At 60.1% G+C, this 24,860-nt stretch carries 21 protein-coding genes; 9 read left to right on the top strand and 12 right to left on the bottom strand.

The window, feature by feature from the left end; translation table 11 throughout:
- Positions 1–99 precede the first annotated feature (99 nt).
- Positions 100–732, bottom strand: coding sequence for an efflux system transcriptional repressor EmhR (gene emhR / locus F2P67_RS14105; RefSeq protein WP_166221058.1), 633 nt, complete (start codon positions 730–732; stop codon positions 100–102).
- Between the two features lie 266 nt (positions 733–998).
- On the opposite strand from emhR, the gene emhA reads away from it, so the two are divergent.
- The 7 genes from emhA (at position 999) to F2P67_RS14070 (ending at position 10,917) form a co-directional block, all read left to right on the top strand.
- Entirely contained in the window at positions 999–2,156 is a 1,158-nt protein-coding gene (gene emhA, locus F2P67_RS14100; protein WP_166221057.1) for an efflux RND transporter periplasmic adaptor subunit EmhA, read from the top strand.
- Positions 2,157–2,159: 3 nt separating this feature from the next.
- Complete coding sequence (emhB, locus tag F2P67_RS14095) at positions 2,160–5,309, top strand: efflux RND transporter permease subunit EmhB (RefSeq protein WP_166221056.1); 3,150 nt, start codon at positions 2,160–2,162, stop codon at positions 5,307–5,309.
- The gene (gene emhC, locus F2P67_RS14090; protein ID WP_166221055.1) at positions 5,306–6,766 is read left to right on the top strand and encodes an efflux RND transporter outer membrane subunit EmhC; all 1,461 of its coding nucleotides are present in this window, start codon (positions 5,306–5,308) and stop codon (positions 6,764–6,766) included. Before emhB ends, emhC begins: the two co-directional genes overlap by 4 nt.
- A 287-nt stretch (positions 6,767–7,053) precedes the next feature.
- Positions 7,054–8,313 (top strand): OprD family porin, encoded by a 1,260-nt coding sequence (locus F2P67_RS14085; RefSeq protein ID WP_166221054.1) that lies wholly within the window; start codon positions 7,054–7,056, stop codon positions 8,311–8,313.
- A gap of 190 nt (positions 8,314–8,503) precedes the next feature.
- Complete coding sequence (locus tag F2P67_RS14080) at positions 8,504–9,694, top strand: NAD(P)/FAD-dependent oxidoreductase (RefSeq protein ID WP_166221053.1); 1,191 nt, start codon at positions 8,504–8,506, stop codon at positions 9,692–9,694.
- A gap of 26 nt (positions 9,695–9,720) precedes the next feature.
- Positions 9,721–10,077: a DUF1641 domain-containing protein gene (locus F2P67_RS14075; protein ID WP_166221052.1), complete on the top strand. Its 357-nt coding sequence runs from the start codon at positions 9,721–9,723 to the stop codon at positions 10,075–10,077.
- A gap of 21 nt (positions 10,078–10,098) precedes the next feature.
- The gene (locus F2P67_RS14070) at positions 10,099–10,917 is read left to right on the top strand and encodes a methyltransferase domain-containing protein (RefSeq protein ID WP_166221051.1); all 819 of its coding nucleotides are present in this window, start codon (positions 10,099–10,101) and stop codon (positions 10,915–10,917) included.
- 106 nt (positions 10,918–11,023) lie between these two features.
- Here the strand turns inward: F2P67_RS14070 and pcaC are convergent, their stop codons facing one another.
- The 11 genes from pcaC to pcaR form a co-directional block, all read right to left on the bottom strand.
- Positions 11,024–11,416 (bottom strand): 4-carboxymuconolactone decarboxylase, encoded by a 393-nt coding sequence (gene pcaC / locus F2P67_RS14065; RefSeq protein WP_025110738.1) that lies wholly within the window; start codon positions 11,414–11,416, stop codon positions 11,024–11,026.
- A gap of 13 nt (positions 11,417–11,429) precedes the next feature.
- On the bottom strand, positions 11,430–12,218 hold the full coding sequence (gene pcaD, locus F2P67_RS14060; RefSeq protein ID WP_166221050.1) for a 3-oxoadipate enol-lactonase: 789 nt from the start codon (positions 12,216–12,218) through the stop codon (positions 11,430–11,432).
- Positions 12,219–12,229: 11 nt separating this feature from the next.
- Positions 12,230–13,594, bottom strand: coding sequence for a 3-carboxy-cis,cis-muconate cycloisomerase (locus F2P67_RS14055; protein ID WP_166221049.1), 1,365 nt, complete (start codon positions 13,592–13,594; stop codon positions 12,230–12,232).
- A 46-nt stretch (positions 13,595–13,640) separates the two neighbouring features.
- Positions 13,641–14,936 (bottom strand): MFS family transporter, encoded by a 1,296-nt coding sequence (locus tag F2P67_RS14050; protein ID WP_166221048.1) that lies wholly within the window; start codon positions 14,934–14,936, stop codon positions 13,641–13,643.
- Positions 14,937–15,193: 257 nt separating this feature from the next.
- Positions 15,194–15,760 (bottom strand): protocatechuate 3,4-dioxygenase subunit alpha, encoded by a 567-nt coding sequence (gene pcaG, locus F2P67_RS14045; protein WP_166221047.1) that lies wholly within the window; start codon positions 15,758–15,760, stop codon positions 15,194–15,196.
- 1 nt (position 15,761) lies between these two features.
- Positions 15,762–16,466 (bottom strand): protocatechuate 3,4-dioxygenase subunit beta, encoded by a 705-nt coding sequence (gene pcaH / locus F2P67_RS14040; RefSeq protein WP_166221046.1) that lies wholly within the window; start codon positions 16,464–16,466, stop codon positions 15,762–15,764.
- 36 nt (positions 16,467–16,502) lie between these two features.
- Positions 16,503–17,708, bottom strand: coding sequence for a 3-oxoadipyl-CoA thiolase (gene pcaF, locus F2P67_RS14035; RefSeq protein ID WP_178120930.1), 1,206 nt, complete (start codon positions 17,706–17,708; stop codon positions 16,503–16,505).
- Complete coding sequence (locus F2P67_RS14030) at positions 17,705–18,484, bottom strand: CoA-transferase subunit beta (protein WP_166221044.1); 780 nt, start codon at positions 18,482–18,484, stop codon at positions 17,705–17,707. The genes pcaF and F2P67_RS14030 overlap by 4 nt, the downstream gene beginning before the upstream one ends.
- Positions 18,484–19,341 carry a CoA transferase subunit A gene (locus F2P67_RS14025; RefSeq protein WP_166221043.1) on the bottom strand — a complete coding sequence of 286 codons (858 nt, stop codon included), beginning with the start codon at positions 19,339–19,341 and terminating at the stop codon, positions 18,484–18,486. Before F2P67_RS14025 ends, F2P67_RS14030 begins: the two co-directional genes overlap by 1 nt.
- Positions 19,342–19,507: 166 nt before the next feature.
- Complete coding sequence (gene pcaK, locus F2P67_RS14020) at positions 19,508–20,854, bottom strand: 4-hydroxybenzoate transporter PcaK (RefSeq protein ID WP_166221042.1); 1,347 nt, start codon at positions 20,852–20,854, stop codon at positions 19,508–19,510.
- A 294-nt stretch (positions 20,855–21,148) separates the two neighbouring features.
- A complete protein-coding gene (gene pcaR / locus F2P67_RS14015; RefSeq protein WP_123465317.1) occupies positions 21,149–21,991 on the bottom strand; it encodes a pca regulon transcriptional regulator PcaR in 843 nt (280 codons plus the stop codon).
- 653 nt (positions 21,992–22,644) lie between these two features.
- Here pcaR and F2P67_RS14010 point away from each other — a divergent pair.
- Complete coding sequence (locus tag F2P67_RS14010; protein ID WP_003222398.1) at positions 22,645–22,845, top strand: hypothetical protein; 201 nt, start codon at positions 22,645–22,647, stop codon at positions 22,843–22,845.
- A gap of 375 nt (positions 22,846–23,220) precedes the next feature.
- The gene (locus F2P67_RS14005) at positions 23,221–24,696 is read left to right on the top strand and encodes an inorganic phosphate transporter (protein ID WP_166221041.1); all 1,476 of its coding nucleotides are present in this window, start codon (positions 23,221–23,223) and stop codon (positions 24,694–24,696) included.
- Positions 24,697–24,860 lie beyond the last annotated feature (164 nt).

Below are 24,860 nucleotides of genomic sequence, written 5' to 3'. Positions count from 1 at the left end.
CCCTACAAAATGCATAGCTCGCTACGTATAAACTCTGCGCCGCAAACGTTTATGGAAGCAGGCCAATTGACATAAGCTGTGTCAATTACGCATTTTGTTTCATTTGCGCAGGCTCGGGCTCAGGCGCAGCATATCCAACCCTGTATCGACCCAACGCTCGGCCTCGGCATGCAGTTCAAAGCTGTCCGGCGCCAGAAGCCATCCATACAGAAGGCCATCGATGTAAGCGTGAATGCTGATGGCCGCGCGGGCAGTGTCGAGATCTTCCGGCAACTGGCCGCGATTCACCGCATTACGCAGGGTCAGTCCGATGCGCAGATTGCAATCGAGACTGGCCGTCCGGCGCTGCTGGCGCAGATCGCACATTTCATCGGTGAATTCGCACTTATGAAACAAAATTTCGTTGATACGCCGGGTTTTCGGGTCCAGCGCAACTTGATGAAACAAATGAATCAGCAATTTGCGCATGCAGCCCAACGGGTCGAGTTCGTCCTCGCTCTCGCTGGCCTTGGCCAGCTCATCCAGCGGCTCCTGCAGGGAGTCGAGCATGGCCTGCACCAGATCGGCCTTGTTGCTGAAATGCCAGTAGATCGCACCCCGCGTAACGCCGGCCATTGTCGCGATATCCGCCAGTGTCGTACGAGCGACACCCCTTTCATAAAAGGCTTTCTCTGCCGCTTCCAGGATCTGGCTGCGGGTTTCTTGAGCTTCCTCTTTGGTGCGACGGACCATGGCAGTAAAACCTCAAACAGGATGTTTCAGGGATGGCTGAATATCCGCTGAATAAAGAGGGGGTGATCTCTCGCGGATCGGCTCCCCGGCCTACAATTTCGAACCTTGCGACGATTTTTGTAACAGGGTGGGTACGACGCCAAGGTGTTTACAAACAACCATGAACGTAAGTATATTCCTTAGCAAGCTACTTATCCACCCGGTAACCTTTTTTTACCTTTCCACACTTCTTGTGCGCAGTTTGCGCGCCTGACCCGAGGATCTTCATGCAATTCAAGCCAGCTGTTACCGCTCTGGTCACTGCCGTCGCCCTGGCATCGCTGCTCAGCGGATGTAAAAAGGAAGAAGCGGCCCCTGCCGCTCCGCCCCCTCAGGTCGGCGTCGTCACCCTGCAACCACAAGCCTTTACCCTGACCTCCGAACTGCCGGGCCGCACTAGCGCGTACCGCATTGCTGAAGTTCGACCGCAGGTCAACGGCATCATTCTCAAACGTCTGTTCAAGGAAGGCGGCGACGTCAAGGCGGGTCAGCAGCTGTATCAGATCGATCCGTCGGTCTATGAAGCGACCCTGAAAAGCGCCGAAGCCAACCTGCGTTCGACCAAGTCGATCTCCGACCGCTACAAGCAACTGGTCGACGAGCAGGCCGTCAGCCGTCAGGAATACGACACCGCCGTGTCCAACCGTCTGCAATCGGAAGCCTCGCTGCAGAGCGCGCAGATCAACGTGCGCTACACCAAGGTTTACGCGCCGATCTCCGGGCGTATCGGCCGCTCTTCGGTGACTGAAGGTGCACTGGTCAGCAACGGCCAGACCGACGCGATGGCCACGATTCAGCAACTGGATCCGATCTACGTCGACGTGACGCAGTCTTCGGTCGAACTGCTGGAGCTGCGCCGCGAACTGGAAAGCGGTCGCCTGCAAAAGTCCGGCGACAATGCTGCAGCGGTCAAACTGACCCTGGAAGACGGCAGCCAGTACAAGCTCGACGGTAAGCTGGAATTCTCCGAAGTGTCGGTTGACCCGACTACCGGCTCCGTGACCCTGCGTGCGGTGTTCCCGAACCCGGATCACACCTTGCTGCCGGGCATGTTCGTGCGCGCCCAGCTGCAATCGGGTGTCAACGCAGCGGCCATTCTGGCCCCGCAACAAGGCGTGACCCGCGACCTCAAAGGCACCCCGACTGCGCTGGTCGTCGGCGCGGACAACAAGGTCGAACTGCGTCAGCTCAAGGCCAGCCGCACCGTCGGCAGCCAGTGGTTGATCGAAGACGGTCTGAAGGCCGGCGATCGCCTGATCACCGAAGGACTGCAATACGTACGTCCGGGTGTTCAGGTCAATCCGACCGAGGCAACCAACGTAGGCAAAAAGAACCCGGCCCCCGCTCAGGCAGCTGACAAAGCCGCTGGCGGCAAAGGGGAGTAACTCATGTCAAAATTCTTCATCGACCGTCCGATTTTCGCCTGGGTAATTGCCCTGGTGATCATGCTGGTCGGGGCACTTTCGATCCTCAAGTTGCCGATCAACCAGTACCCGAGCATTGCGCCACCGGCCATTGCGATCTCCGTGACCTACCCGGGCGCTTCGGCGCAAACCGTGCAGGACACCGTGGTTCAGGTAATCGAGCAACAGCTCAACGGTATCGACAACCTGCGTTATGTGTCTTCGGAAAGTAACTCCGACGGCAGCATGACCATCACCGCGACCTTCGAGCAAGGCACCAACTCCGACACCGCGCAGGTTCAGGTTCAGAACAAGCTGAACCTGGCCACCCCGCTGTTGCCGCAGGAAGTGCAGCAACAAGGTATCCGTGTGACCAAGGCAGTGAAAAACTTCCTGTTGGTGATCGGTGTGGTATCGCGTGACGGCAGCATGACCAAGGACGACCTGTCCAACTACATCGTGTCGAACATGCAGGATCCGATTTCGCGGACTGCCGGCGTCGGTGACTTCCAGGTCTTCGGTGCCCAGTACGCAATGCGCATCTGGCTCGATCCGGCCAAGTTGAACAAGTACAACCTGACCCCGTCTGATGTCAGCGCGGCGATTTCGTCGCAGAACGTTCAGGTCTCGTCCGGTCAGCTCGGCGGTCTGCCGGCGCTGCCAGGCCAGCAACTGAACGCCACGATCATCGGCAAGACGCGTCTGCAGACTGCCGAGCAGTTCAAGGCCATTCTGCTGAAGGTCAATCCGGACGGCTCGCAAGTGCGCATCGGTGACGTTGCCGACGTCGGTCTGGGCGGTGAAAACTCCAGCATCGCGGCGCAATTCAATGGCAAACCGGCTTCCGGTCTGGCAGTGAAACTGGCCAACGGTGCCAACGCCCTCGACACGGCCAAAGCGCTGCGCAAGACCATTGACGACCTCAAGCCATTCTTCCCGCAAGGCATGGAAGTGGTGTTCCCGTACGACACCACCCCGGTGGTGACCGAGTCGATCAAGGGTGTGGTTGAAACCCTGGTCGAAGCGATCGTGCTGGTGTTCCTGGTGATGTTCCTGTTCCTGCAGAACTTCCGCGCCACCGTCATCACCACGATGACCGTGCCGGTGGTATTGCTCGGTACATTCGGCATCCTCGCGGCAGCCGGTTTCAGCATCAACACCCTGACCATGTTCGGTATGGTGCTGGCCATCGGTTTGCTGGTGGACGACGCCATCGTCGTGGTGGAAAACGTCGAGCGGGTGATGGCCGAGGAAGGCCTGTCACCGAAGGAAGCGACCAAAAAATCCATGGGCCAGATCCAGGGCGCCCTGGTCGGTATTGCCCTGGTACTGTCGGCCGTACTCTTGCCGATGGCGTTCTTCAGCGGCTCCACCGGTGTGATTTACCGTCAGTTCTCGATCACCATCGTTTCGGCCATGGCCCTCTCGGTACTGGTTGCGCTGATCTTCACCCCGGCGCTGTGCGCCACCATGCTCAAGGCCATTCCGAAAGGCGAGCACGGCGCACCGAAGAAAGGTTTCTTCGGCTGGTTCAACCGCAACTTCGACCGTGGCGTTCGCAGCTACGAGCGCGGTGTCGGCAACATCCTGCAGCGCAAGGCACCTTACCTGTTGGCCTACGTGTTGATCGTGGTCGGCATGATCTGGCTGTTCACCCGCATTCCGACCGCGTTCCTGCCGGAAGAAGACCAGGGCGTTCTGTTCGCCCAGGTACAGACCCCGGCGGGTTCCAGTGCCGAACGCACGCAAGTGGTGATCGACGAGATGCGTTCCTACCTGCTGGAGAAAGAGTCCGGCGCGGTGGCTTCGGTGTTTACCGTGAACGGCTTCAACTTCGCCGGTCGTGGGCAGAGCTCCGGTCTGGCGTTCATCATGCTCAAGCCGTGGGACGAGCGTGATGCCAGCAACAGTGTGTTTTCTCTGGCGCAACGTGCCCAGCAACACTTCTTCAGCTTCCGCGACGCGATGGTGTTTGCTTTCGCCCCGCCAGCGGTACTGGAACTGGGTAACGCCACCGGTTTCGACGTGTTCCTGCAGGACCGCGCCGGTATCGGTCACGAAAAACTGATGGAAGCACGCAACCAGTTCCTCGGCATGGCCGCGCAGAGCAAGGTGCTCTACCAGGTGCGTCCGAACGGCCTGAACGACGAACCGCAGTACCACCTGGAAATCGATGACGAAAAAGCGCGCGCCCTCGGCGTGAGCATTTCCGACATCAACAGCACGCTGTCGATCTCCTTCGGTAGTAGCTACGTCAACGACTTCATCGACCGCGGTCGGGTGAAGAAGGTGTACGTACAGGGTCAGGCCGGTGCGCGCATGAGCCCTGAAGACCTGAAGAAGTGGTACGTGCGCAACAGCGCCGGAACCATGGTGCCGTTCTCCGCGTTCGCCAAGGGCGAGTGGATTTACGGTTCGCCGAAACTGGCCCGTTACAACGGCGTGGAAGCGATGGAGGTGCTCGGTTCGCCGGCGCCGGGTTATTCCACCGGTGAAGCGATGGCTGAAGTCGAAGCGATTGCCAAGAAACTGCCGGCCGGTGTCGGTATTTCCTGGACCGGTTTGTCCTATGAGGAGCGTCTGTCCGGTTCGCAGGCACCGGCGCTGTATGCCCTGTCGCTGCTGATGGTGTTCCTGTGTCTGGCGGCGCTGTATGAAAGTTGGTCGATTCCGATCGCGGTCATGCTCGTGGTGCCGCTGGGGATCATCGGTGCGCTGATGGCCACCAGCCTGCGCGGTCTGTCCAACGACGTGTACTTCCAGGTAGGTCTGTTGACGACCATCGGTCTGGCGGCTAAAAACGCCATTCTGATCGTGGAATTCGCCAAGGAACTGCATGAGCAAGGGCGCAGCCTGCGCGATGCGGCGATTGAAGCCTGCCGCATGCGTCTGCGACCGATCATCATGACCTCGCTGGCCTTTGTCCTCGGTGTAGTACCGTTGGCGATCTCCACCGGCGCCGGTTCAGGCAGTCAGCACGCGATCGGTACCGGCGTGATTGGCGGTATGCTCACGGCCACGATCCTGGCGATCTTCTGGGTCCCACTGTTCTTCGTCACTGTGTCGTCCATGGGCCAGCGTAAAAACGCCGACTCCGATGACACCAAAGAAACTCCTAAAGAGGCTGGCCAATGAGCAAGTCGCTACTCTCCATCGCAGTCGCCGCCTTCGTGCTGAGCGGTTGCTCGCTGATACCTGACTATCAGCAGCCTGAGGCTCCGGTCGCAGGCCAGTTCCCGCAGGGGCCGGCGTATTCGCCGGCCCAGGCACCGGCGCAAGCCGCTGCCGAGCAGGGCTGGAAGCAGTTTTTCCATGATCCGGCCCTGCAACAGCTGATCCAGGTGTCGCTGGAAAACAACCGCGACCTGCGTGTAGCGGCGCTGAACATCGACGCCTACGCGGCTCAATACCGCATCCAGCGTGCCGACCTGTTCCCGGCCGTTTCGGCCAATGCCAGCGGCAGCCGTCAGCGCGTCCCGGCCCGGGCGTCGCAGACCGGTGATTCGACCATCACCAGCTCCTACTCCGCGACCGTCGGCATCAGTGCCTATGAACTCGACCTGTTCGGTCGCGTTCGCAGCCTGAGCGAACAAGCGCTGCAACAATACTTCGCCACCGAAGAAGCGCGTCGCAGCACCCAGATCAGTCTGGTCGCCAGCGTCGCCAACGCCTACCTGACCTGGCAGGCGGACAAGGAACTGCTCAAGCTGACGCAAGACACCCTCGGTGCCTTCGAAGAAAGCTACAAACTGACCAGCCGCAGCAACGAAGTCGGCGTAGCGTCGGCGCTGGATCTGGCGCAGTCGCGCACGTCCGTGGAAAACGCCCGTGCACAACTGGCGCGTTACACCCGCCAGGTCGCACAGGACGAAAACAGCCTGACGCTGCTGCTCGGCACCGGCATCCCGGCCAACCTGCAAGCGGCCAAACCGCTGTCGGATGACCTGCTCAGCGACGTGCCGGCCGGTCTGCCTTCGGACCTGCTGCAACGTCGTCCGGACATCCTGCAGGCCGAGTACAACCTGAAAGCGGCCAACGCCAACATCGGCGCCGCCCGTGCAGCGTTTTTCCCGAGCATCAGCCTGACCGCCAACGCGGGCAGCCTGAGCCCGGATCTGTCCGGTCTGTTCAAGGGGGGTTCGGGCACGTGGCTGTTCCAGCCGCAGATCAACCTGCCGATCTTCAACGCCGGCAGCCTGCGCGCCAGCCTCGACGCCGCCAAGATCCAGAAGGACATTGGCGTGGCGAACTACGAGAAGTCCATTCAAACGGCCTTCCAGGAAGTCGCCGACGGCCTCGCCGCGCGCCAGACTTACACCGAGCAGCTGCAAGCACAACGTGATTTCGTTCAGGCCAACCAGGATTACTACCGTCTGGCCGAACGTCGTTATCGCATCGGCGTCGACAGCAACCTGACTTTCCTCGATGCCCAGCGTCAGCTGTTCAGCGCGCAACAAGCGCTGATCACCGACCGCCTCGCGCAGTTGACCAGTGCGGTCAACCTGTACAAGGCACTGGGTGGCGGCTGGAATGCGCAGACCGCTCAGTACGAACCGCTGAAAGAAGAAGCGCCGAAGATGAAGTTGTTCTGATCATCGGCTGAACACAAAAAGCCCACCGATTGGTGGGCTTTTTGTTGTCCGCTCATCTTGCGTTCGATAATCGCCCGAAACCCGCTTTCACCGATTGAACCGCGCCACTCGCGCCCCGCACCATTCGAACCACAAAACCAATAACAACAGGTTCGACACCATGCTCCCGCGCCCTGCCCCGTCCGGCTGATTGCCGCCGTTTCATCTATGAACACATTTCCTGTCTGCGCCCCGATACCGGCGGCAGCGCATCCGTTTGCCTTAAAAAAACAAGAGAGACCCCAGCCATGACTATCACCCCTGCGCCCTACGCACTCCCCGGCCTGATGGCTCTGGCCCTGGCCGGCGCGGCGCTGCCCGCTGCGGCCGAAGAAGCCGGTTTCATCGAAGGGGCCAAGGTCAACCTGAACCTGCGCAACTTCTACATCAACCGTAATTTCACCAACCCGACCAAGGCTCAGGGCAAGGCCGAAGAGTGGACGCAGAACTTCATTCTCGACGCCAAATCCGGTTTCACCCAAGGCACCGTCGGTTTCGGCATGGACGTGCTGGGCCTGTACTCGGTGAAGCTCGACGGCGGTAAAGGCACCGGCGGCACGCAACTGTTGCCGCTGGATCATGACGGCCGCCCGGCGGACAACTTCGGCCGCACCAACGTCGCGTTCAAAGCGAAGCTGTCGCAGACCGAAGTGAAGGTCGGCGAGTGGATGCCGGTGCTGCCGATCCTGCGCTCGGATGACGGGCGCTCACTGCCGCAAACCTTTCGTGGCGGCCAGATCACCTCAAAGGAAATCGACGGCCTGACCCTCTACGGCGGCCAGTTCCGCGCCAACAGCCCGCGCGACGACAGCAGCATGAGCGACATGTCGATGACCGGCAAAGCAGCGTTCACCTCCGACCGTTTCAACTTTCAGGGCGGCGAATATGTGTTCAACGAGAAACGCACGCAGATCGGTGTGTGGAACGCCGAACTCAAGGACATCTACAGCCAGCAGTACGTCAACCTGATCCACAGCCAGCCATTCGGTGACTGGACACTAGGCGCCAACCTCGGCTTCTTCTACGGCAAGGACGACGGCAGCGCCCGCGCCGGCGATCTGGACAACAAGACCTGGTCGGGCCTGTTCTCGGCCCGTTACGGCGGCAACACCTTCTACGTCGGACTGCAAAAACTCACCGGCGACAGCGCGTGGATGCGGGTGAACGGCACCAGCGGCGGTACCCTCGCCAACGACAGCTACAACGCCAGTTACGACAACGCGCAAGAACGCTCCTGGCAGCTGCGCCACGATTACAACTTCGCCGTCCTCGGCGTTCCCGGCCTGACCCTGATGAACCGCTACATCAGCGGCGACAACGTGCACACCGGCACCGTCACCGATGGCAAGGAATGGGGCCGCGAATCGGAACTGGGCTACACCGTGCAGAGCGGCGCGCTCAAGGATCTCAACGTCAGATGGCGCAACTCGACCATGCGCCGGGACTTCAGCAACAACGAATTTGACGAGAACCGCTTGATCGTCAGCTATCCGATCAGCTTGCTCTAGTGACATAGGCCAGCCACTTCCAGAGAAGGGGCTGGCCAGAACCGTTGGTCACCTGACACTGGCGATTTACGCTGCCGCAGATACATTCAACTTTGCGTTTACATTCTCCATTTCTGATGTAGGAGCCCTTTTTTACTTCCGTTATCTCCGGATGCTGTACGCGAAGCTGCCATGACCCGGGAGGTCAGGTATGAGCAAGCGAATAGTTATCGTCGGTGGCGGTGTAGGCAGAACCATGCTGGCCAATCAGTTGGTCAGCAAGTTGTATCCGGAAATCCTGCGCGGCGAAGTCTCGATCACACTGCTGTCCAATTCCCCCCATCACTACTACAAACCTGCGTTCATGTACGTGGCGTTCAATCAGTTTTTCGAAGAAGAACTCAAACGCCCGGAGCGCTCACTGTTGCGTCCGGAAATCACCTTTGAAGTCGAAGAGGTCACTGATTTCGACTTTTCTGGCCAACACCTGAAAACCCGCAGCGGAAAACGCATGGGTTATGACTTTCTGGTCATCGCCACGGGTTGCGTGCCTGCACCGGAACGCATCGATGGCTTGAAGGAGGCTGGCGACCACTTCTATCAATACCAGCCGGCCCGTCAATTGGCGCAACGCCTGAGCACTATCAAGAAAGGCCGGATCTTCATTACCGTGTCCTTTCCGCAGACGCCCAACGTCCCGCATCAATGCGGTATTGCCCCCGTGGAAACAACGTTGATGCTCGATGATTTCCTGCGCCGCCGGGGTGTGCGCGAACACGTCGAGATCATTTACACCTATCCCACCGTTGCTCAGTTACTGCGTAACTGCCTGTTCTTGCAGCGCCCGACCGGGGACATTCTGCCGAGAGTCTTTGAACAGAAGAACATTCATTACCAGCGCGGTTTCACGCTGAGTCGGGTCGATCCCGAGGCAAAAATCGCTTACTCCGCAGAAGGTGATGCTCAGCCTTTCGACATCCTGATGGCTACGCCGCCCATCCGGGCAGTGGACGCGGTGCTGCAATCCCGCGTCTCACAGGCGCCCAACGACGAGGGCTGGCTGCCGACCAATCACGAGACGCTGCAGGTCTATGGCCTGGAGAATGTCTACGTCATCGGCGACACCGTGGATCTGCCAGTGAGCAAGGCTGGCGGCGCCTGCCATAACCAGGCACCGGTGATTGCCAACAACATCGCGGCCGAGATTCGTCTGAGCGCACCTTGCAGTGTGTACGACGGTCGAGTACAGGCGGTCGCACAAATGGGCCTCAATGCCGGCATGCCCCTTTGGTACGACTACGCCCACGATGTGCTGCCGACGCCACCGACCCGACTCGGCGGTCTGCTCAGAAACGGCTTCAATCGCGGGCTGTACTGGGCTGTCGCCCGCGGAATGCTTTGACCCTGCACAGGGAGGAGTGATTGCTGATGAATATGCCTGAAGAAAACACTGCCACACCTGGGCTCACCGCGCTGATGGCCAAAATGCAGCCCCTGATAGCCGGCGGACGCGTGGAAAACCTCGTCGATGTGCTGTCGCTGGTATCGGATATCGCCGACCTGCTGGATGCGGCGATGGTGGAAAAACTGGCGTTGTTGTTCGAAAACGCCACGGCAGCCACTTGGACAGCGAGTAACTCTTTACGTCTGGCCAAATCTGAAGTGGCGGCGATGCCTGAACCGCCGAGTCTCTTGACCTTGCTCAAACTGTTGAACGATTCGGATACGCGCAAAGGTGTGGCGGTTGTCCTGAAGACCCTCAACGTCATCGGAAGACAACTGTAATTCGCCAGAGAGGATCACCTCATGAGCGTCAGATTCAAAACCGCAGGCAAAGCCTGCACCGATTGGGACGCCAAGGCGTACCAGCAGTTTTCCAGCCTCAGGCAACGACCGGTCGATGAATTGCTCGAACGTGTCGATCTGCAAAATCCCAAGCGTATTGTTGACCTCGGTTGCGGCACCGGCATTGCCACGCAGCAATTGGCCAAGCGTTGGCCGCAAGCGAAGTTGCTGGGCATCGACAGTTCGGCACAGATGCTGGCGCAAGCACGATGTCTGCCGATCAAAGCGTCATGGACGCAATGCGATCTGCTCGACTGGCGCCCCAAACAGCCGGCAGATCTGCTGCTTGCCGCCGCCGTTCTGCATTTCATCAACGATCATCAAACGCTGTTGCCACGCCTGCTCAAACAGCTCAGGAACGGCGGCTGTTTCGCCGCGCACATGCCCGATTGGCGCGATGCGCTGTGGTATCGGTTGATGCTCGAAACCCTCGACAATGGCGGCCCCAACGGCCAACCGCTGGGCACGCCCGAGCTGCGTCAGCGCATGGCGGCGCGGCCATTATTGGGGCTGGAGGATTACTACCGTTTGCTCGCACCGGTGACCACGTCGCTGGATATCTGGGAGACCGAGCAGTTGCAGGTGGTGGACGGCAAATCGCCGGTGTATGACTGGGTAAAGGTCTCGGCGTTGCGACCGGTGATGCAGGCGCTGAACTCAGAGGAGCAGGCGCGGTTTATCTATCACTATCTGATGCGGGTGCATAAGCATTATCCGCAGGAGGGGGACGGGCATACGTTGTTTGCGTTCAAGCGGATATTCATTGTCGCCAAGGTTTGATTTGTCGTGGCCCCTACCGCTTTCGCGAGCAGGCTCACTCCTACAGTTGGAATGCGTACCCCTGTGGGAGCGGGCGTGCTCGCGAAGGCATCAGTCCGGACAACCACTATTCCCGGGATTCAACACCCAGTTCATCCCACACCGATTCCGCCAGATGAAACGTCGCATTCGCCGCCGGTATCCCGCAGTAAATCGCGCTCTGCATGATCACTTCCTTGATCTCGCCACGGCTCACGCCGTTATTGGCGGCCGCGCGCAGGTGCAGTTTCAGCTCGCCTTCGCGGTTCATGCCGATCAGCATCGCAATGGTGATCAGGCTGCGCGTATGCCGAGGCAACCCCGGGCGGGTCCAGATATCGCCCCAGGCGTGGCGGGTAATCATCTCCTGGAATTCCGAGTTGAACTCGGTCAGCGTGGTCAGGCTGCGATCGACATGCGCATCGCCCAACACCGCGCGGCGCACCTGCATGCCGTCGTCGTAACGTTGTTTCTCGTCCACAAAAATCCCCTTATCAAGCGTTCAGAAACGCCAGCACCCGATTGCTGAAATCCGCACCGGCCTGCACGTTGGAAAGATGCGCCGCATAGAACTCGGCATACTCGGCGCCGCGCACGTGCTCTTGAATGAAATGCCCACCGGACGGCGGCGTCACCGCATCTTCAGTGCCGGCAATCACCAGCAGCGGCACGTTGATCGCCGTCAGTTGCTCACGGAAATCGGCATCGCGCACCGCCGCACAATTGGCCGCGTAGCCCTCAGGCGACGTCGCCGCAAGCATGTCGGTGATCTGCTTGGCCGCTGCCGGATGAGCCGCCGAGAAGTCCGGTGTAAACCAGCGGGCAATCGACGCATCGCGCAGCGCCACCATCGCCGCTTCGCCGTCACGCAGTACCGTTTCGATGCGCGGATTCCACACCGACGGATCGCCGATCTTCGCTGCCGTATTGCAGACGATCAGTTTGTGCAAACGCTGCCCGGCATTGATCCCCAGCCACTGGCCGATCAGGCCGCCCATCGACAGGCCGCAGAAATGTGCACGCTCGATGTGCAACGCATCCAGCAGCCCGAGCACGTCGCGCCCCAGTTGCTCGATGCTGTAAGGCCCCGGAGTGACCAGCGACTGACCGTGACCACGGGTATCGAAACGCAACACACGAAAGTTCTCGGTGAACGCCGGCATCTGCGCGTCCCACATGTGCAGATCAGTGCCCAGCGAGTTGGACAGCACCAGCACCGGCGCATCGACCGGGCCTTCAATCTTGTAATGCAGTTCGCCATCGGCGAGTTGAACGAAAGCCACAGCCCTCTCCTTCAGACAGACAATGCGTTGTGTTCGGCCACCGCACGCTCGACCCAGACGTGCGCCTGACCGAGGTAGTGGGCGGGGTTCAACAGATGATCCAGTTCAGCGCTGCTTAACTCGGCGGTGACCGCTGGCTCGTCGCCGAGGACGGCACGCAAGTGGCGCTGCTCGGCCACCGCACGTTTGCAGCATTGTTCGAGCAGATGATGCGCGGTGTCGCGGCCGACCCGCTGCGCGAGGACGATGCTCACTGCTTCGGCCAGCACCAGGCCTTGGGTCAATTCGAGGTTGCGCGCCATGCGTGTGGCATCGACTTCGAGGCCGTCCGCCAACAACCGAGCCTGTTGCAGCGAACCGGAAACGAGGCAGCAAATCTCCGGCAGGGTTTCCCATTCGGCATGCCACAGACCCAAGCTGCGTTCATGTTCCTGCGGCATCGCACTGAACAGCGTCGACACCAGCCCGGGCACTCGAGTCGCCGCGCCGATCAACACCGCCGCACCGACCGGGTTGCGTTTGTGCGGCATGGTCGAAGAGCCGCCCTTGCCCGGCACCGACGGCTCGAACACTTCCGCCGCTTCGGTCTGCATCAACAGGCTGATGTCGCGGCCGAATTTGCCGAGGCTGCCAGCGATCAAAGCCAGCACCGCGCCAAACTCCACCACGCGGTCACGCTGGGTGTGCCACGGTTGCTCGGGCAAGGTCAGTTGCAGTTCTTCGGCCAGCGCTTCGGCAATCGGTAACGCCTGCTCGCCCAGTGCCGCGAGGGTGCCGGAGGCTCCGCCGAATTGCAGCACCAGCAGACGCGGCTTGAGTTCACGCAGACGCTGACGGCTGCGCGTGACAGCGCCAAGCCATCCGGCGATCTTCATGCCGAGGGTCACCGGCGTCGCGTGTTGCAGCCAGGTGCGCCCGGCCAATGGTGTCGCGGCATAGCGTTGCGCCTGGGTGGCGAGGGAGTCGGCCAGATCTGCCAGATCGCTTTCGATCAACGCCAGCGCCTGACGCACTTGCAGCACCAGCCCGGAATCCATCACGTCCTGACTGGTCGCGCCCAAGTGCACGTAACGCTCGGCCTCGGCATCGCTGACGGCAATCTGCTTGCCCAACGCCTTGACCAGCGGAATCGCCGAATTGCCCGCCGTGGCAATCGCTTCGCCCAGCGCGGCGAAGTCATACAGGCCGGCGTTACAGGCCGCCTCAATCGGTGCAACGGCGGAGGCTGGAATCAGCCCGACCCGCGCCTCGGCGCGGGCCAGACCCGCTTCGAAGTCGAGCATCGCCTGCACGCGGCCCTGATCGCAGAACACGTCGCGCATATCACGGGCAGTAAAGTAGGCATCGAACAATTGATTGCCCGGTCGCTGAGTCATAAACAGTCCTTGCCGGCGCGGGCCATCACGGCCCGCGCGCATCAGGTTAGAGATCGTGGTGCAAGTACGCCGCCTGTTTCGGCAAACGCAGACTGAACAGGAACGCGATAGCCATCATCGCCGTCACGTACCAGTAGAAGGAGTTTTCCATGCCGATGTTTTTCAGGCTCAGCGCAACGAATTCCGCCGAACCGCCGAAGATCGCATTCGCCACCGCGTAGGCCAGACCAACGCCGAGCGCGCGGACTTCCGGCGGGAACATTTCGGCCTTCACCAGTCCACTGATCGAGGTGTAGAAACTGACAATGGCCAGCGCCACGGTGATCAGCACAAAGGCCAGAAACGGGCTGCTGACACTTTTCAGGCTCAACAGAATCGGTACGGTGAACAGCGTGCCGAGCGCGCCGAACCAGAGCATGGAGTTACGTCGGCCGATCTTGTCGGCGAGCATGCCGAACAGCGGTTGCATGCACATATAAAGGAAGAGCGCGCCCGTCATGATGTAGCTGGCGGTTTTGGCGTGCATGCCGGCGGTGTTCACCAGGTACTTCTGCATGTACGTGGTGAAGGTGTAGAAAATCAGCGAACCACCGGCGGTGTAGCCAAGCACGGTGATGAACGCGGCTTTGTGATCGCGGAACAGTGCGCTGATGCTACCGGCGTCTTTGTGCTCGCGGGTTTCCTTGTTGGTGGTTTCTTTCAGCGAACGACGCAGGAACAACGAAATCAGCGCCGCAATCGCGCCGACCACAAACGGAATCCGCCAGCCGTAGGCGCGAAGATCTTCTTCAGTGAGGAACTGCTGAAGAATCACCACCAGCGACACCGCCAGCAATTGCCCGCCGATGAGGGTCACGTACTGGAAAGAGGCGAAAAATCCGCGCTGGCCCTTGAGCGCGACTTCGCTCATGTAGGTTGCGGTGGTGCCGTACTCGCCACCCACCGACAGGCCTTGCAGCAAGCGTGCGAACAACAGCAGGACTGGTGCCCACACGCCAATGCTCGCGTAGGTCGGCAGGCAGGCGATGAGCAGTGAGCCAAAGCACATCATCAGAATCGAGATGAGCATCGAATTCTTGCGCCCGTGCTTGTCCGCCACCCGGCCGAAAATCCAGCCGCCGATGGGACGCATCAAAAAGCCGGCAGCGAACACGCCCGCCGTATTGACCAACTGCACCGTCGGGTTGTCGGAGGGGAAAAACGCCGGGGCGAAATAGATCGCGCAGAAGGCGTAGACGTAGAAGTCGAACCATTCGACGAGGTTGCCGGACGAAGCGCCGACAATCGCAAAGATGCGCTTGCTGCGCTCTTCGCCGGTGTAATGGGAGGTGGTCGTTGTCATTGTTTTTCACTCGATAGGGACAGTGAGAGTCTAGACATACTTTGCAACAGTCCCGTTCCACACTGGATCATCACCCAAGTCTTGACCAGCCTTTGTGGCGAGGGGATTTATCCCCGTTGGGCGGCGAAGCGGCCCCAAAACCATTCAGCGCGTTATTTCAGGTAAACCGCGTGTATCTGATTGGCGAGCGCTTCGCACTCGAACGGGGATAAATCCCCTCGCCACAAAGTATTTACTGATCCAGTTTTTTTGCTGAATCAATAATCGAAGAACACCGTCTCCGCCTCAGTGCCCTGCAAAATCACATCCCACTGATAAACACCCGCCGCATCCTTTTTCGCCAGCAACGTACTGCGGCGTTCAGCCGGTACGCATTCCAGCAACGGATCATCGACGTTGGCCGGCTCACCTTCAAAATAAATCCGCGTCAGCAAGTGCTTCACCAGCCCGCGCGCAAACACCAGCACCACCAGATGCGGCGCCTGGGTCGAGCCCTTCAGACCCTCGACCGTGCCCGGTTTGATCGTGGTGAAGCGGAATCGCCCCTCGGCATCCACCGGCACCCGCCCGAAACCTTCGAAGTGCGGGTCCAGCGGTTTGTCCTGCTCATCTTCCGGGTGGTCGTACTTGCCGGCGGCGTTGGCCTGCCAGACTTCCAGCATGGCGTCGTTGACGACGTCGCCGTTGCCATCCACTACTTGCCCGGTGATCGCCACGCGCTCGCCGAGGGTTTGCCCGACAGTGAGGTTTTCGCGGTTCAGCCAGGTCAGGCCGATGTGGTAATACGGCCCGACAGTGTGGGACGTGGTCGCAGTCAGGGTCATCTTATTTCTCCATCGGCGTGGCTTCACGGCCGCGCAGCACGATGTCCCAGCGATAAGCGAGGGCGTAGGACGGAATGGTTTTTTCCAGATCGAAAGCGGCGATCAGGCGTTCCTTGGCCGAAGTGTCCGGCACGCAGTTGTAGATCGGGTCATAGGCCAGCAGCGGATCGCCCGGGAAGTACATTTGCGTGACCAGACGCGTAAGGATGCTCGGCCCGAACAGCGAAAAGTGAATGTGCGCCGGGCGCCAGGCGTTGTGGTGGTTGCCCCACGGGTAGGCGCCGGGCTTGATGGTCTGGAACTGGTACCAGCCATCGGCGTCGGTGACGGTGCGGCCGGTGCCGGTGAAGTTCGGGTCCAGCGGCGCGTCATGCAGGTCGCGCTTGTGGTTGTAGCGGCCGGCAGCGTTGGCCTGCCAGATTTCCACCAGAATCCCCGGCACCGGCAGACCGTTCTCATCGAGCACGCGGCCGTGAATGATGATGCGCTCACCCTGCGGTTCGCCGTCATGTTGCGCGGTCAGATCGTTGTCCTTTTCGGCCACACGTTCGGCGCCGATGGTCGGCCCGGTGATTTCCGACAGCGAATGCGGCAGAAACACCAACGGCTTCGATGGCGAGCGCAGATTGGTGGATTGATACGTCGGGTGCAAATAGTCAGGCTGGGTGCCTGCCTGCGGGCGACGGTAACCAGGCTTGTCAGTCATTTCGCTTTCCTCAGTTCTTATTCGTGCAGCTGTGCGTCAGACGCGTTCGATGGCCAGGGCCAGACCCTGCCCCACACCGACGCACATGGTCGCCAGACCTTTCTTGCCGCCAGTCTTTTCCAGCTGATGCAGGGCCGTCAGCACCAGGCGCGCGCCGCTCATGCCCAACGGGTGACCCAAGGCAATTGCGCCGCCGTTTGGATTGACCTGCGCGGCGTCATCGGCCAGCCCCAGTTCACGCAGCACCGCCAAACCCTGGCTGGCGAACGCTTCGTTGAGTTCGATCACGTCGAAATCGCTGACCGCCACGCCGAGGCGCTCGGTCAGTTTGCGCACCGCCGGCACCGGGCCAATGCCCATCACCCGTGGCGCGACGCCGGCGCTGGCCATGCCGAGCACTTTGGCGCGGGCGGTCAGGCCATGTTTTTTCACCGCTTCGGCGGAGGCGAGAATCAGTGCAGCGGCGCCATCGTTGACGCCAGAGGCATTGCCGGCGGTGACGGTTTTATCCGCGCCGTTGACCGGTTTCAGTTTGCTCAGTGCTTCAATCGTCGTATCGGCACGTGGATGTTCGTCCTCGCTGACCACGGTTTCACCCTTCTTGTGGGCGATCCGTACTTCAACGATTTCCTCGGCGAAGTAGCCGGCGGCTTGCGCGGCAGCAGTACGTTGCTGGCTGCGCAGGGCGAAAGCGTCCTGATCCTCGCGCGACACTTCGTAATCATCAGCGACGTTGTCGGCGGTCTGCGGCATCGCGTCGACGCCGTACTGCGCTTTCATCAACGGGTTGATGAAACGCCAGCCGATAGTGGTGTCTTCCAGTTTCATGTTGCGCGAAAACGCCGCGTCAGCCTTGCCCATCACGAACGGAGCGCGGGACATCGACTCGACGCCGCCGGCAATCGCCAGCTCCATTTCGCCGCTGGCGATGGCGCGGAACGCCGTGCCGATGGCGTCCATCCCCGACGCGCAGAGACGATTGAGGGTGACGCCGGGCACGCTGTCCGGCAGACCGGCCAGCAACAGCGCCATGCGCGCAACGTTGCGGTTGTCTTCGCCAGCCTGGTTGGCGCAGCCGAGGAACACTTCGTCGATGGCATTCCAGTCCACGGACGGATTGCGTTCCATCAATGCCTTGATCGGCACCGCGGCCAGGTCGTCAGCGCGAACAGCCGCCAGACCGCCGCCGAAACGACCGATAGGCGTACGGATCGCGTCGCAGATATAAACGTCACGCATCATGCTTCTCCCGGTGCCTGACCATGGGCCGCAGCGGTGCGCGCTTCGAGATCGCGCAGCGCAGTCAGCTCGACTTCGGTCGGCTCAGCAGTTTGTTCAACGCTGTCGGCAAAACGGATCGCCCAACCGGTGGCGGCGACCACTTGCTCACGGGTCACACCCGGGTGCAGTGCGGTGACCACGAATTCATGAGTGCCCTCTTCCGGCTCCATGATGCACAGGTCGGTGATGATCCCGACCGGGCCGGCACCCGGCAGGCCCAGACGCTTGCGCGAATCGCCGCCTTCGCCATGACCGACCGAAGTAATGAAATCGAGTTTGTCGACAAACGAACGCGCCGACTGTTTAAGGATGATCAACACGCTTTTCGCCGAACCGGCAATTTCCGGCGCGCCACCGGCACCCGGCAGACGCACTTTCGGCGAGAAGTAATCGCCGACCACGGTGGTGTTGATGTTGCCGAAGCGGTCGACCTGCGCTGCGCCGAGAAAACCGACGTCGATGCGCCCGCCCTGCAGCCAGTAGCGAAAAATCTCACCGGTCGGGACGACAGTGTCAGCGGTTTCCGCCAGTTCGCCGTCACCGATGGACAGCGGCAGCACGCTCGGTTTGGCGCCAATCGGGCCGGATTCGTAGATCAACACCACGTCCGGCGACGAGGTCAGGCGTGCGAGGTTGGCGGCTTTCGACGGCAGGCCGATGCCGACGAAGCACACCGAACCGTTCTTCAGGCGACGGGCCGCGGCGACGGTCATCATTTCATTGGTGGTGTACGTCATTACTTGGCCTCCGAAGCAGCGGCCAATTTGGCCTGGAACTCGCTGAAGTCAGCGCAGCCATGGATGTATTCATTGATCCACGCGGTAAACGTCTCACGGTCACGGGCGATCGGATCCCACGCCTGATAGAAACGGTTGTCACGCTCGGTGTACCCGTGGGCGTAGGACGGATGTGCGCCGCCCGGCACATGGCAAACCGCGCTCAAGGCCCAGGTCGGTAACACGCAAGCGTTCATCGGTGCCTTGAGGTCATCGACAATTTCTTCAACGGTGACGATGCAGCGCTTGGCGGCCAGAGCGGCTTCTTTCTGCACACCGAGAATGCCCCACAGCAGCACGTTGCCCTTGCGGTCGGCTTTCTGGGCGTGGATCACGGTCACGTCCGGGCGCACCGACGGCACCGCCGCCAGCACTTCACCGGTGAACGGGCACGTCACGGATTTGATCAGCGGGTTGACCTTCGGCAAGTCGGAACCGGCGTAGGCCCGCAGCACGGCGAATGGCAGTCCGGAAGCGCCGGCGACGTAGGCATTGGCCAGGTCGGCGTGGCTGTGTTCTTCGATTTCCAGCGCGTGTGGCCATTGTTTCTCGACCGCGTCGCGCAGACGGTGCAGCGAACCCACGCCAGGGTTGCCGCCCCAGGAGAAGATCAGCTTGCGTGCACAACCGGCACCGATCAGTTGGTCGTAGATCAGGTCAGGCGTCATCCGCACCAGCGTCAGATCTTTCTTGCCCTGACGAATGATTTCATGACCCGCTGCCGTAGGGATCAGGTGCGTAAAGCCTTCGAGCGCGACGGTGTCGCCGTCGTTGACGAATTGCTTCACTGCGTCGTGCAGCGAAAGGATCTCAGCCATGGAGCGGGCTCCCGTTTTTGTAATGAATCGCCAGTGATAAAAAGGCGCGAGGTTCTGCGCCGGAGTCACTGAAGATTAAGCCTGGGAAATGTGCCAAACAATCCGATAATCGACTGAGTGTTCGTTTATCGAACAGATTGTTACTTCCCTAACAATGCGCTCAAACTCAAGTCGCGTCCGCATGGCTGACCATGCCCTTGATCACCACCGCCGTGGTGGCCAGCGCCGCCGGAATCACCAGCGCCGTCAGCACCTGCTCGAAATTCCAGCCCAGGCCCAACAGCGTCGCGCCCATCCACGCCCCGAGAATCGCGCCGAAACGGCCAATCCCGAGCATCCACGACACCCCGGTCGCCCGCCCTTGCGTCGGGTAAAACCGCGCCGCCAGCGACGGCATTGCCGATTGCGCACCGTTCACACACATCCCCGCCACCAGCACCAGCGTCGCCAGCAAGGTGATGTTGCCCAGACTTTGTCCGACCGCGTAGGCGAATACCCCGGCCAGCAGGTAGAAAGTGCCGATGACCTTATGCGGATTGAAGCGGTCCATCGCCCATCCCACAGCGACCGCACTCAAGACACCGCCGAACTGGAACAACGCACCAATGAATGCCGCTTGTTCCATGCTCGCGCCGCTGTCACGCATCAGCGTCGGCAACCAGCTGGTCAGCAGATAAACAATCACCAGGCCCATGAAATAGGTCAGCCACAACAACAAGGTGCCGGTGCTGTAGGTGCCCGAGAAGATCACCGCGAAGACGTTGCGCGCCTTGACGGTTTTCTGTTCCGGCACGCTGAAGCTGGAAGCCTGGGCGACAGTGACCGGATCGATCGGCGCGAGAGTTTTGCGCACTTTGTCGGTGCCACGGTTACGCACGACCAGATAACGCGCCGATTCCGGCAGCCAGAACAGCAGCACAACAGCGAGGATCAGCGGCAGAATCCCGCCGATCAGCAATAGGCTGTGCCAGCCGAACGCCGGAATCAGCTTGGCGGAAATAAACCCGCCACCGGCCATGCCAAGGTTGAAACCGCAGAACATGCTGGTTACCAGCAACGATTTTTTGCGTTCGGGGGTGTATTCCGACAGCAGTGTGGTGGCATTGGGCATGCCGGCGCCCAGACCGAGGCCGGTCAAAAAGCGCAGTACCAGCAATTGCTCGACGTTGGTGCTGTAGGCCGACGCCAGACTGAACGCACCGAACAGAATGACGGCGCCCACGAGTACGACTTTTCGCCCGAAGCGGTCAGCCAAAGGCCCCGAGCCGAGCGCGCCGAAGACCATGCCGATCAGCGCGGCACTCATCACCGGGCCGAGGCTGGCGCGGTCGATGCCCCAGTCCTGCGACAGTGCCGGGGCAATAAACCCCATCGCAGCCGTGTCGAGGCCATCGAGAAAGACAATCAGGAAACACAGGATCACTACGCGCCACTGATAGCGCGAGATCGGTTGAGCATTGATGAAGGTCTGCACGTCGAGGCATTGACCTACAGCGGACTGAGGCTGGTTCATTATTTTTATTCCACGCAAAAAACGCAGTCGAACGGCGGCCGGCCGAAACACGGCACGGTCACAAGAATAGAAGGTGTGGATCAGGCGTTGCGGAAAACCCGGCAACAGGGGATGGGGCTGAGACAGTCAGGGAACGTGCGCATGGTGAGTTGCCTCTTGTCATTATTATGGGAGTCGACAATCCGGCGGGCTCATTCACATCAGCGCCGGATGACGCTGCCGCGACATTAATGATCCGAGGGTTTTAGCGTCAATTCGATAAACGCAACACTGTGCGTTTATCGAACAGCTTCATCAGGCAAACAATTGCGCACTGAGGTCGCGGCTGGCGCTGAGCAGCCCCGGCAGGAAGCGTTGCTCAAGCTCGGTACGACTGACGCGACCGGCGTGGGTACTGACGTTGAGCGCCGCAACCACCTGACCGGAAGCGTCGTAGACCGGCACGGCGATTGAACGCAGACCCTGCTCCAGCTCCTGATCGACAATGCACCAGCCCTGCTGCCGCACTTCTTGCAGGCATTCGAGCAAGGCCTCGGGCGTGTGGAGGGTGCGACTGGTCTTGGCGACAAGTTCGGCGTGGTCGAGGTATTCGCCCAGCGACGTGTCATCCAGCGCCGCCAGCAGTATGCGCCCCATCGACGTGCAATAGGCCGGCAAGCGTCCGCCCACCGACAGATCCACGGAAATCAGGCGCTGCGTGGTGGCCGAACGGGCGATATACAGAATGTCGTCACCCTCGAGCGTGGCCATGTTGCAGGCTTCATGCAGTTGTTCGCTCATGCGGTCGAGGTACGGCTGCGCAGAGACGGCAAGCGGCGTCGAGGACAAATAGGCGTGGCCGAGGGTCAGCACTTTTGGCAACAAACTGTAAGTGCGCCCGTCAGTGGTGGCGTAACCGAGCTTGATCAACGTGTGCAGGCAACGGCGCACGGCGGCGCGGGGAATTTCCGTGCGGTGGCTGATCTGCGCGATAGTCAGGTGCCGCTTGCGCTCCTGAAAGGCCTGCACCACTGCCAGGCCACGGGCCAGCGAGGTCATGAAGTCCGGATCACCGGTCAGTGCCTGAATGCGTTTGGCCGGCGAGGCAACAATCGGCGGCGCCACCGAGGTGAAGGAGTTGCGCATTTGATCGTTCATTTCTTGTCCTTGGTTCCGGCACGATTCAATGGCTATACAAGCGACTCCCGGGGAGATGCACAAGGGCGGAGACGCCAAGATTGGGCGATTATCGAACCGTCGACCGATTATCGCAATGACCCAGCAGCGCTGATCAACTCCCTGATTACGGAGATTCGAACTTCACGGCATCATGGATTCTCGGCTTAGTTGTTCGACTAAATGACGCCAGAAACTGATCACCTGACAAACAAGGCAACACCCTGCCGGCAACTTCTGTTAAAAGTTGTGAGTCACAAAACAATCACACATCCAGAACCGTTTTTAACTTGGCAGAGATAGTCAATCCCGAATCGACCGCTATAATGCAACTCAGTGGCTTGTCGTTTTTTCTTTGATAACGACGCCATCCGCTGACGCGATGTCCATCGCGGTCAGCCCGGCCAGCGCCTGACGCTCATACTCATGCACCGCCAGCACGCTCGCTGATTACTGGAAACTGATGCTGCGTCAGTTTTAATCTGGTGACGTAGCCGCCTGCAACATGGAAGTCTTGATCGTTCTGCCGATTCCATCAATGCCAGCTCGGGCGTTGAACCTTCGGCGGGCCCGATCAATCGATTTGTTGCCGTGCGTTTCGCCAGACATTTAACTCAACTCAAACAGGTAGCACTGTGACGAAAGACGAACTGCGCGCGGAACTTGAGCGCCAGGAACAACGTTACAAGGAAGTTTACGGCGGGGAAGTCACCACCTACGCCGCTCAACCAGAACCGGAACGCAAGGCATGGCGGAAACGGCCGACCGTTCAGGATCAGGTTTTCCAGCAAGAACTGAAAAAGATGGAAGAAGAACTCAAAACCGAAGAGCCATAAGTCTCGGTTTTTTGAGTCTCCGAAGGTTTGCGCCAGCACCGGCTACAAGCGCGGTGTGATGACGAAGCCTTGCGCGCCCGCTACCCGCGGGCAGCGGCTATCTCCCCCGCCTTACGGGCTGAAGGGACACTTCAGACAGGTTTCACAGATATTTCAGACAAGCGTTTGAGCCTTCTGCGCACCTGCAAAAACGCCCCTGTGAAAATCATTTTTTCAGCAAAATCAATAACTTGAAAAACCCTGTGCGCCGCTTGGTTTTCACGTGCTGCAACAAATTAAATCGAAGAAGAGTGTTACCGATGAGCAGGTAGGGCATCGATTTCGAGACTTTTCTGGCATAATCGCGCCCCCTTACGACCGGGTCAGAAAACCTTCATGATCGATTTATTCAGCGGACTGGATGCTTGGGTGCTTGTGAGCCTCTTGCTCGCCCTGACGTTTGTCCTCGCCTTCGAGTTCATCAATGGATTTCATGACACCGCTAACGCGGTAGCCACTGTTATCTACACCAAAGCCATGCCGCCTCACCTGGCGGTGTTCTTCTCCGGTGTGTTCAATTTCCTCGGCGTGCTGCTGGGCGGCGTTGGCGTGGCGTATGCCATTGTCCATTTGCTGCCGGTTGAACTGCTGATCAATGTGAACACCGGCCATGGCCTGGCGATGGTGTTCTCGTTGCTCGCAGCGGCAATCGCGTGGAACCTTGGCACCTGGTACTTCGGTATCCCGGCCTCCAGCTCGCACACGCTGATCGGTTCGATCCTCGGTGTCGGCCTGGCCAATGCCCTGATCAACGACATCCCGTTGGCCGACGGCGTGAACTGGCAGAAAGCGATCGACATCGGCGCCTCGCTGGTGTTCTCGCCAATGGCCGGCTTCCTGATCGCGGCACTGGTGCTGATCGGTCTGAAATGGTGGCGCCCGCTGTCGAAGATGCACAAGACGCCGGAACAGCGTCGCAAGATCGACGACAAGAAGCACCCACCGTTCTGGAACCGCCTGGTCCTGGTGATCTCGGCCATGGCCGTGAGCTTCGTGCACGGTTCCAACGATGGCCAGAAAGGCATCGGCCTGATCATGTTGGTGCTGATCGGTATCGTCCCTGCGCAGTTCGTTCTCGACCTGAACAGCACGACCTACCAGATCGAACGCACCCGCGATGCGACCCTGCACCTGAGCCAGTTCTACCAGCGTAACGCCGACTCCCTCGGCGAGTTCCTGGCCCTGGGCAAGAGCGTGGAAGGCGACCTGCCGGAGAAATTCCGCTGCAACCCGCAGCAGACCGAACCGACCATTGCCGCCCTGCTGCACACCCTCAAAGGTGTAGCGGACTACCACTCGCTGTCCTCGGACAGCCGCGTCGAAGTGCGTCGCTACCTGCTCTGCCTGGACGACACTGCGAAGAAGGTCAGCAAGCTGCCAGTGCTTGAAGCCCGTGAAAAGGCTGACCTGGACAAACTGCGCAAAGACCTGACCACCACCACCGAATACGCCCCGTTCTGGGTGATTCTGGCGGTCGCCCTGGCCCTGGGCCTGGGCACCATGGTTGGCTGGAAACGCGTGGTACTGACCATTGGCGAGAAGATCGGCAAGCAAGGTATGACCTACTCTCAGGGCATGTCTGCGCAGATCACCACGGCGAGCCTGATCGGTATGGCCAACATCTTCAGCCTGCCGGTTTCGACCACTCACGTTCTGTCCTCTGGCGTGGCGGGCACCATGGTCGCTAACAAGAGCGGCCTGCAAGGCGGAACGGTGCGTACCATTCTGTTGGCGTGGGTGCTGACCCTGCCAGCGACCGTGGCGTTGTCGGCCGGGTTGTTCTGGCTGGCGTCGAAAGCGCTTGCTAGCTGATAGACCGCTGAAATGAAAAAGGCGCGATTCGAGAGGATCGCGCCTTTTTTTGGGTTTGGGTTTGGGGAATGGGATTTGGGGGCATATCCGTTGCTTCGGGTGGTGCCGCTGGCGGTTCGCGGGCATATCCGTTGCTTCGGGTGTTGCCACTGGCGGTTCGCGGG

This window comes from Pseudomonas atagonensis (assembly GCF_011369485.1).
Classification (GTDB): Bacteria; Pseudomonadota; Gammaproteobacteria; order Pseudomonadales; family Pseudomonadaceae; genus Aquipseudomonas; species Aquipseudomonas atagonensis.
The sequence above is the reverse complement of the archived record's forward strand: the minus strand, read 5'-3'. Positions and strand labels throughout refer to the sequence as shown.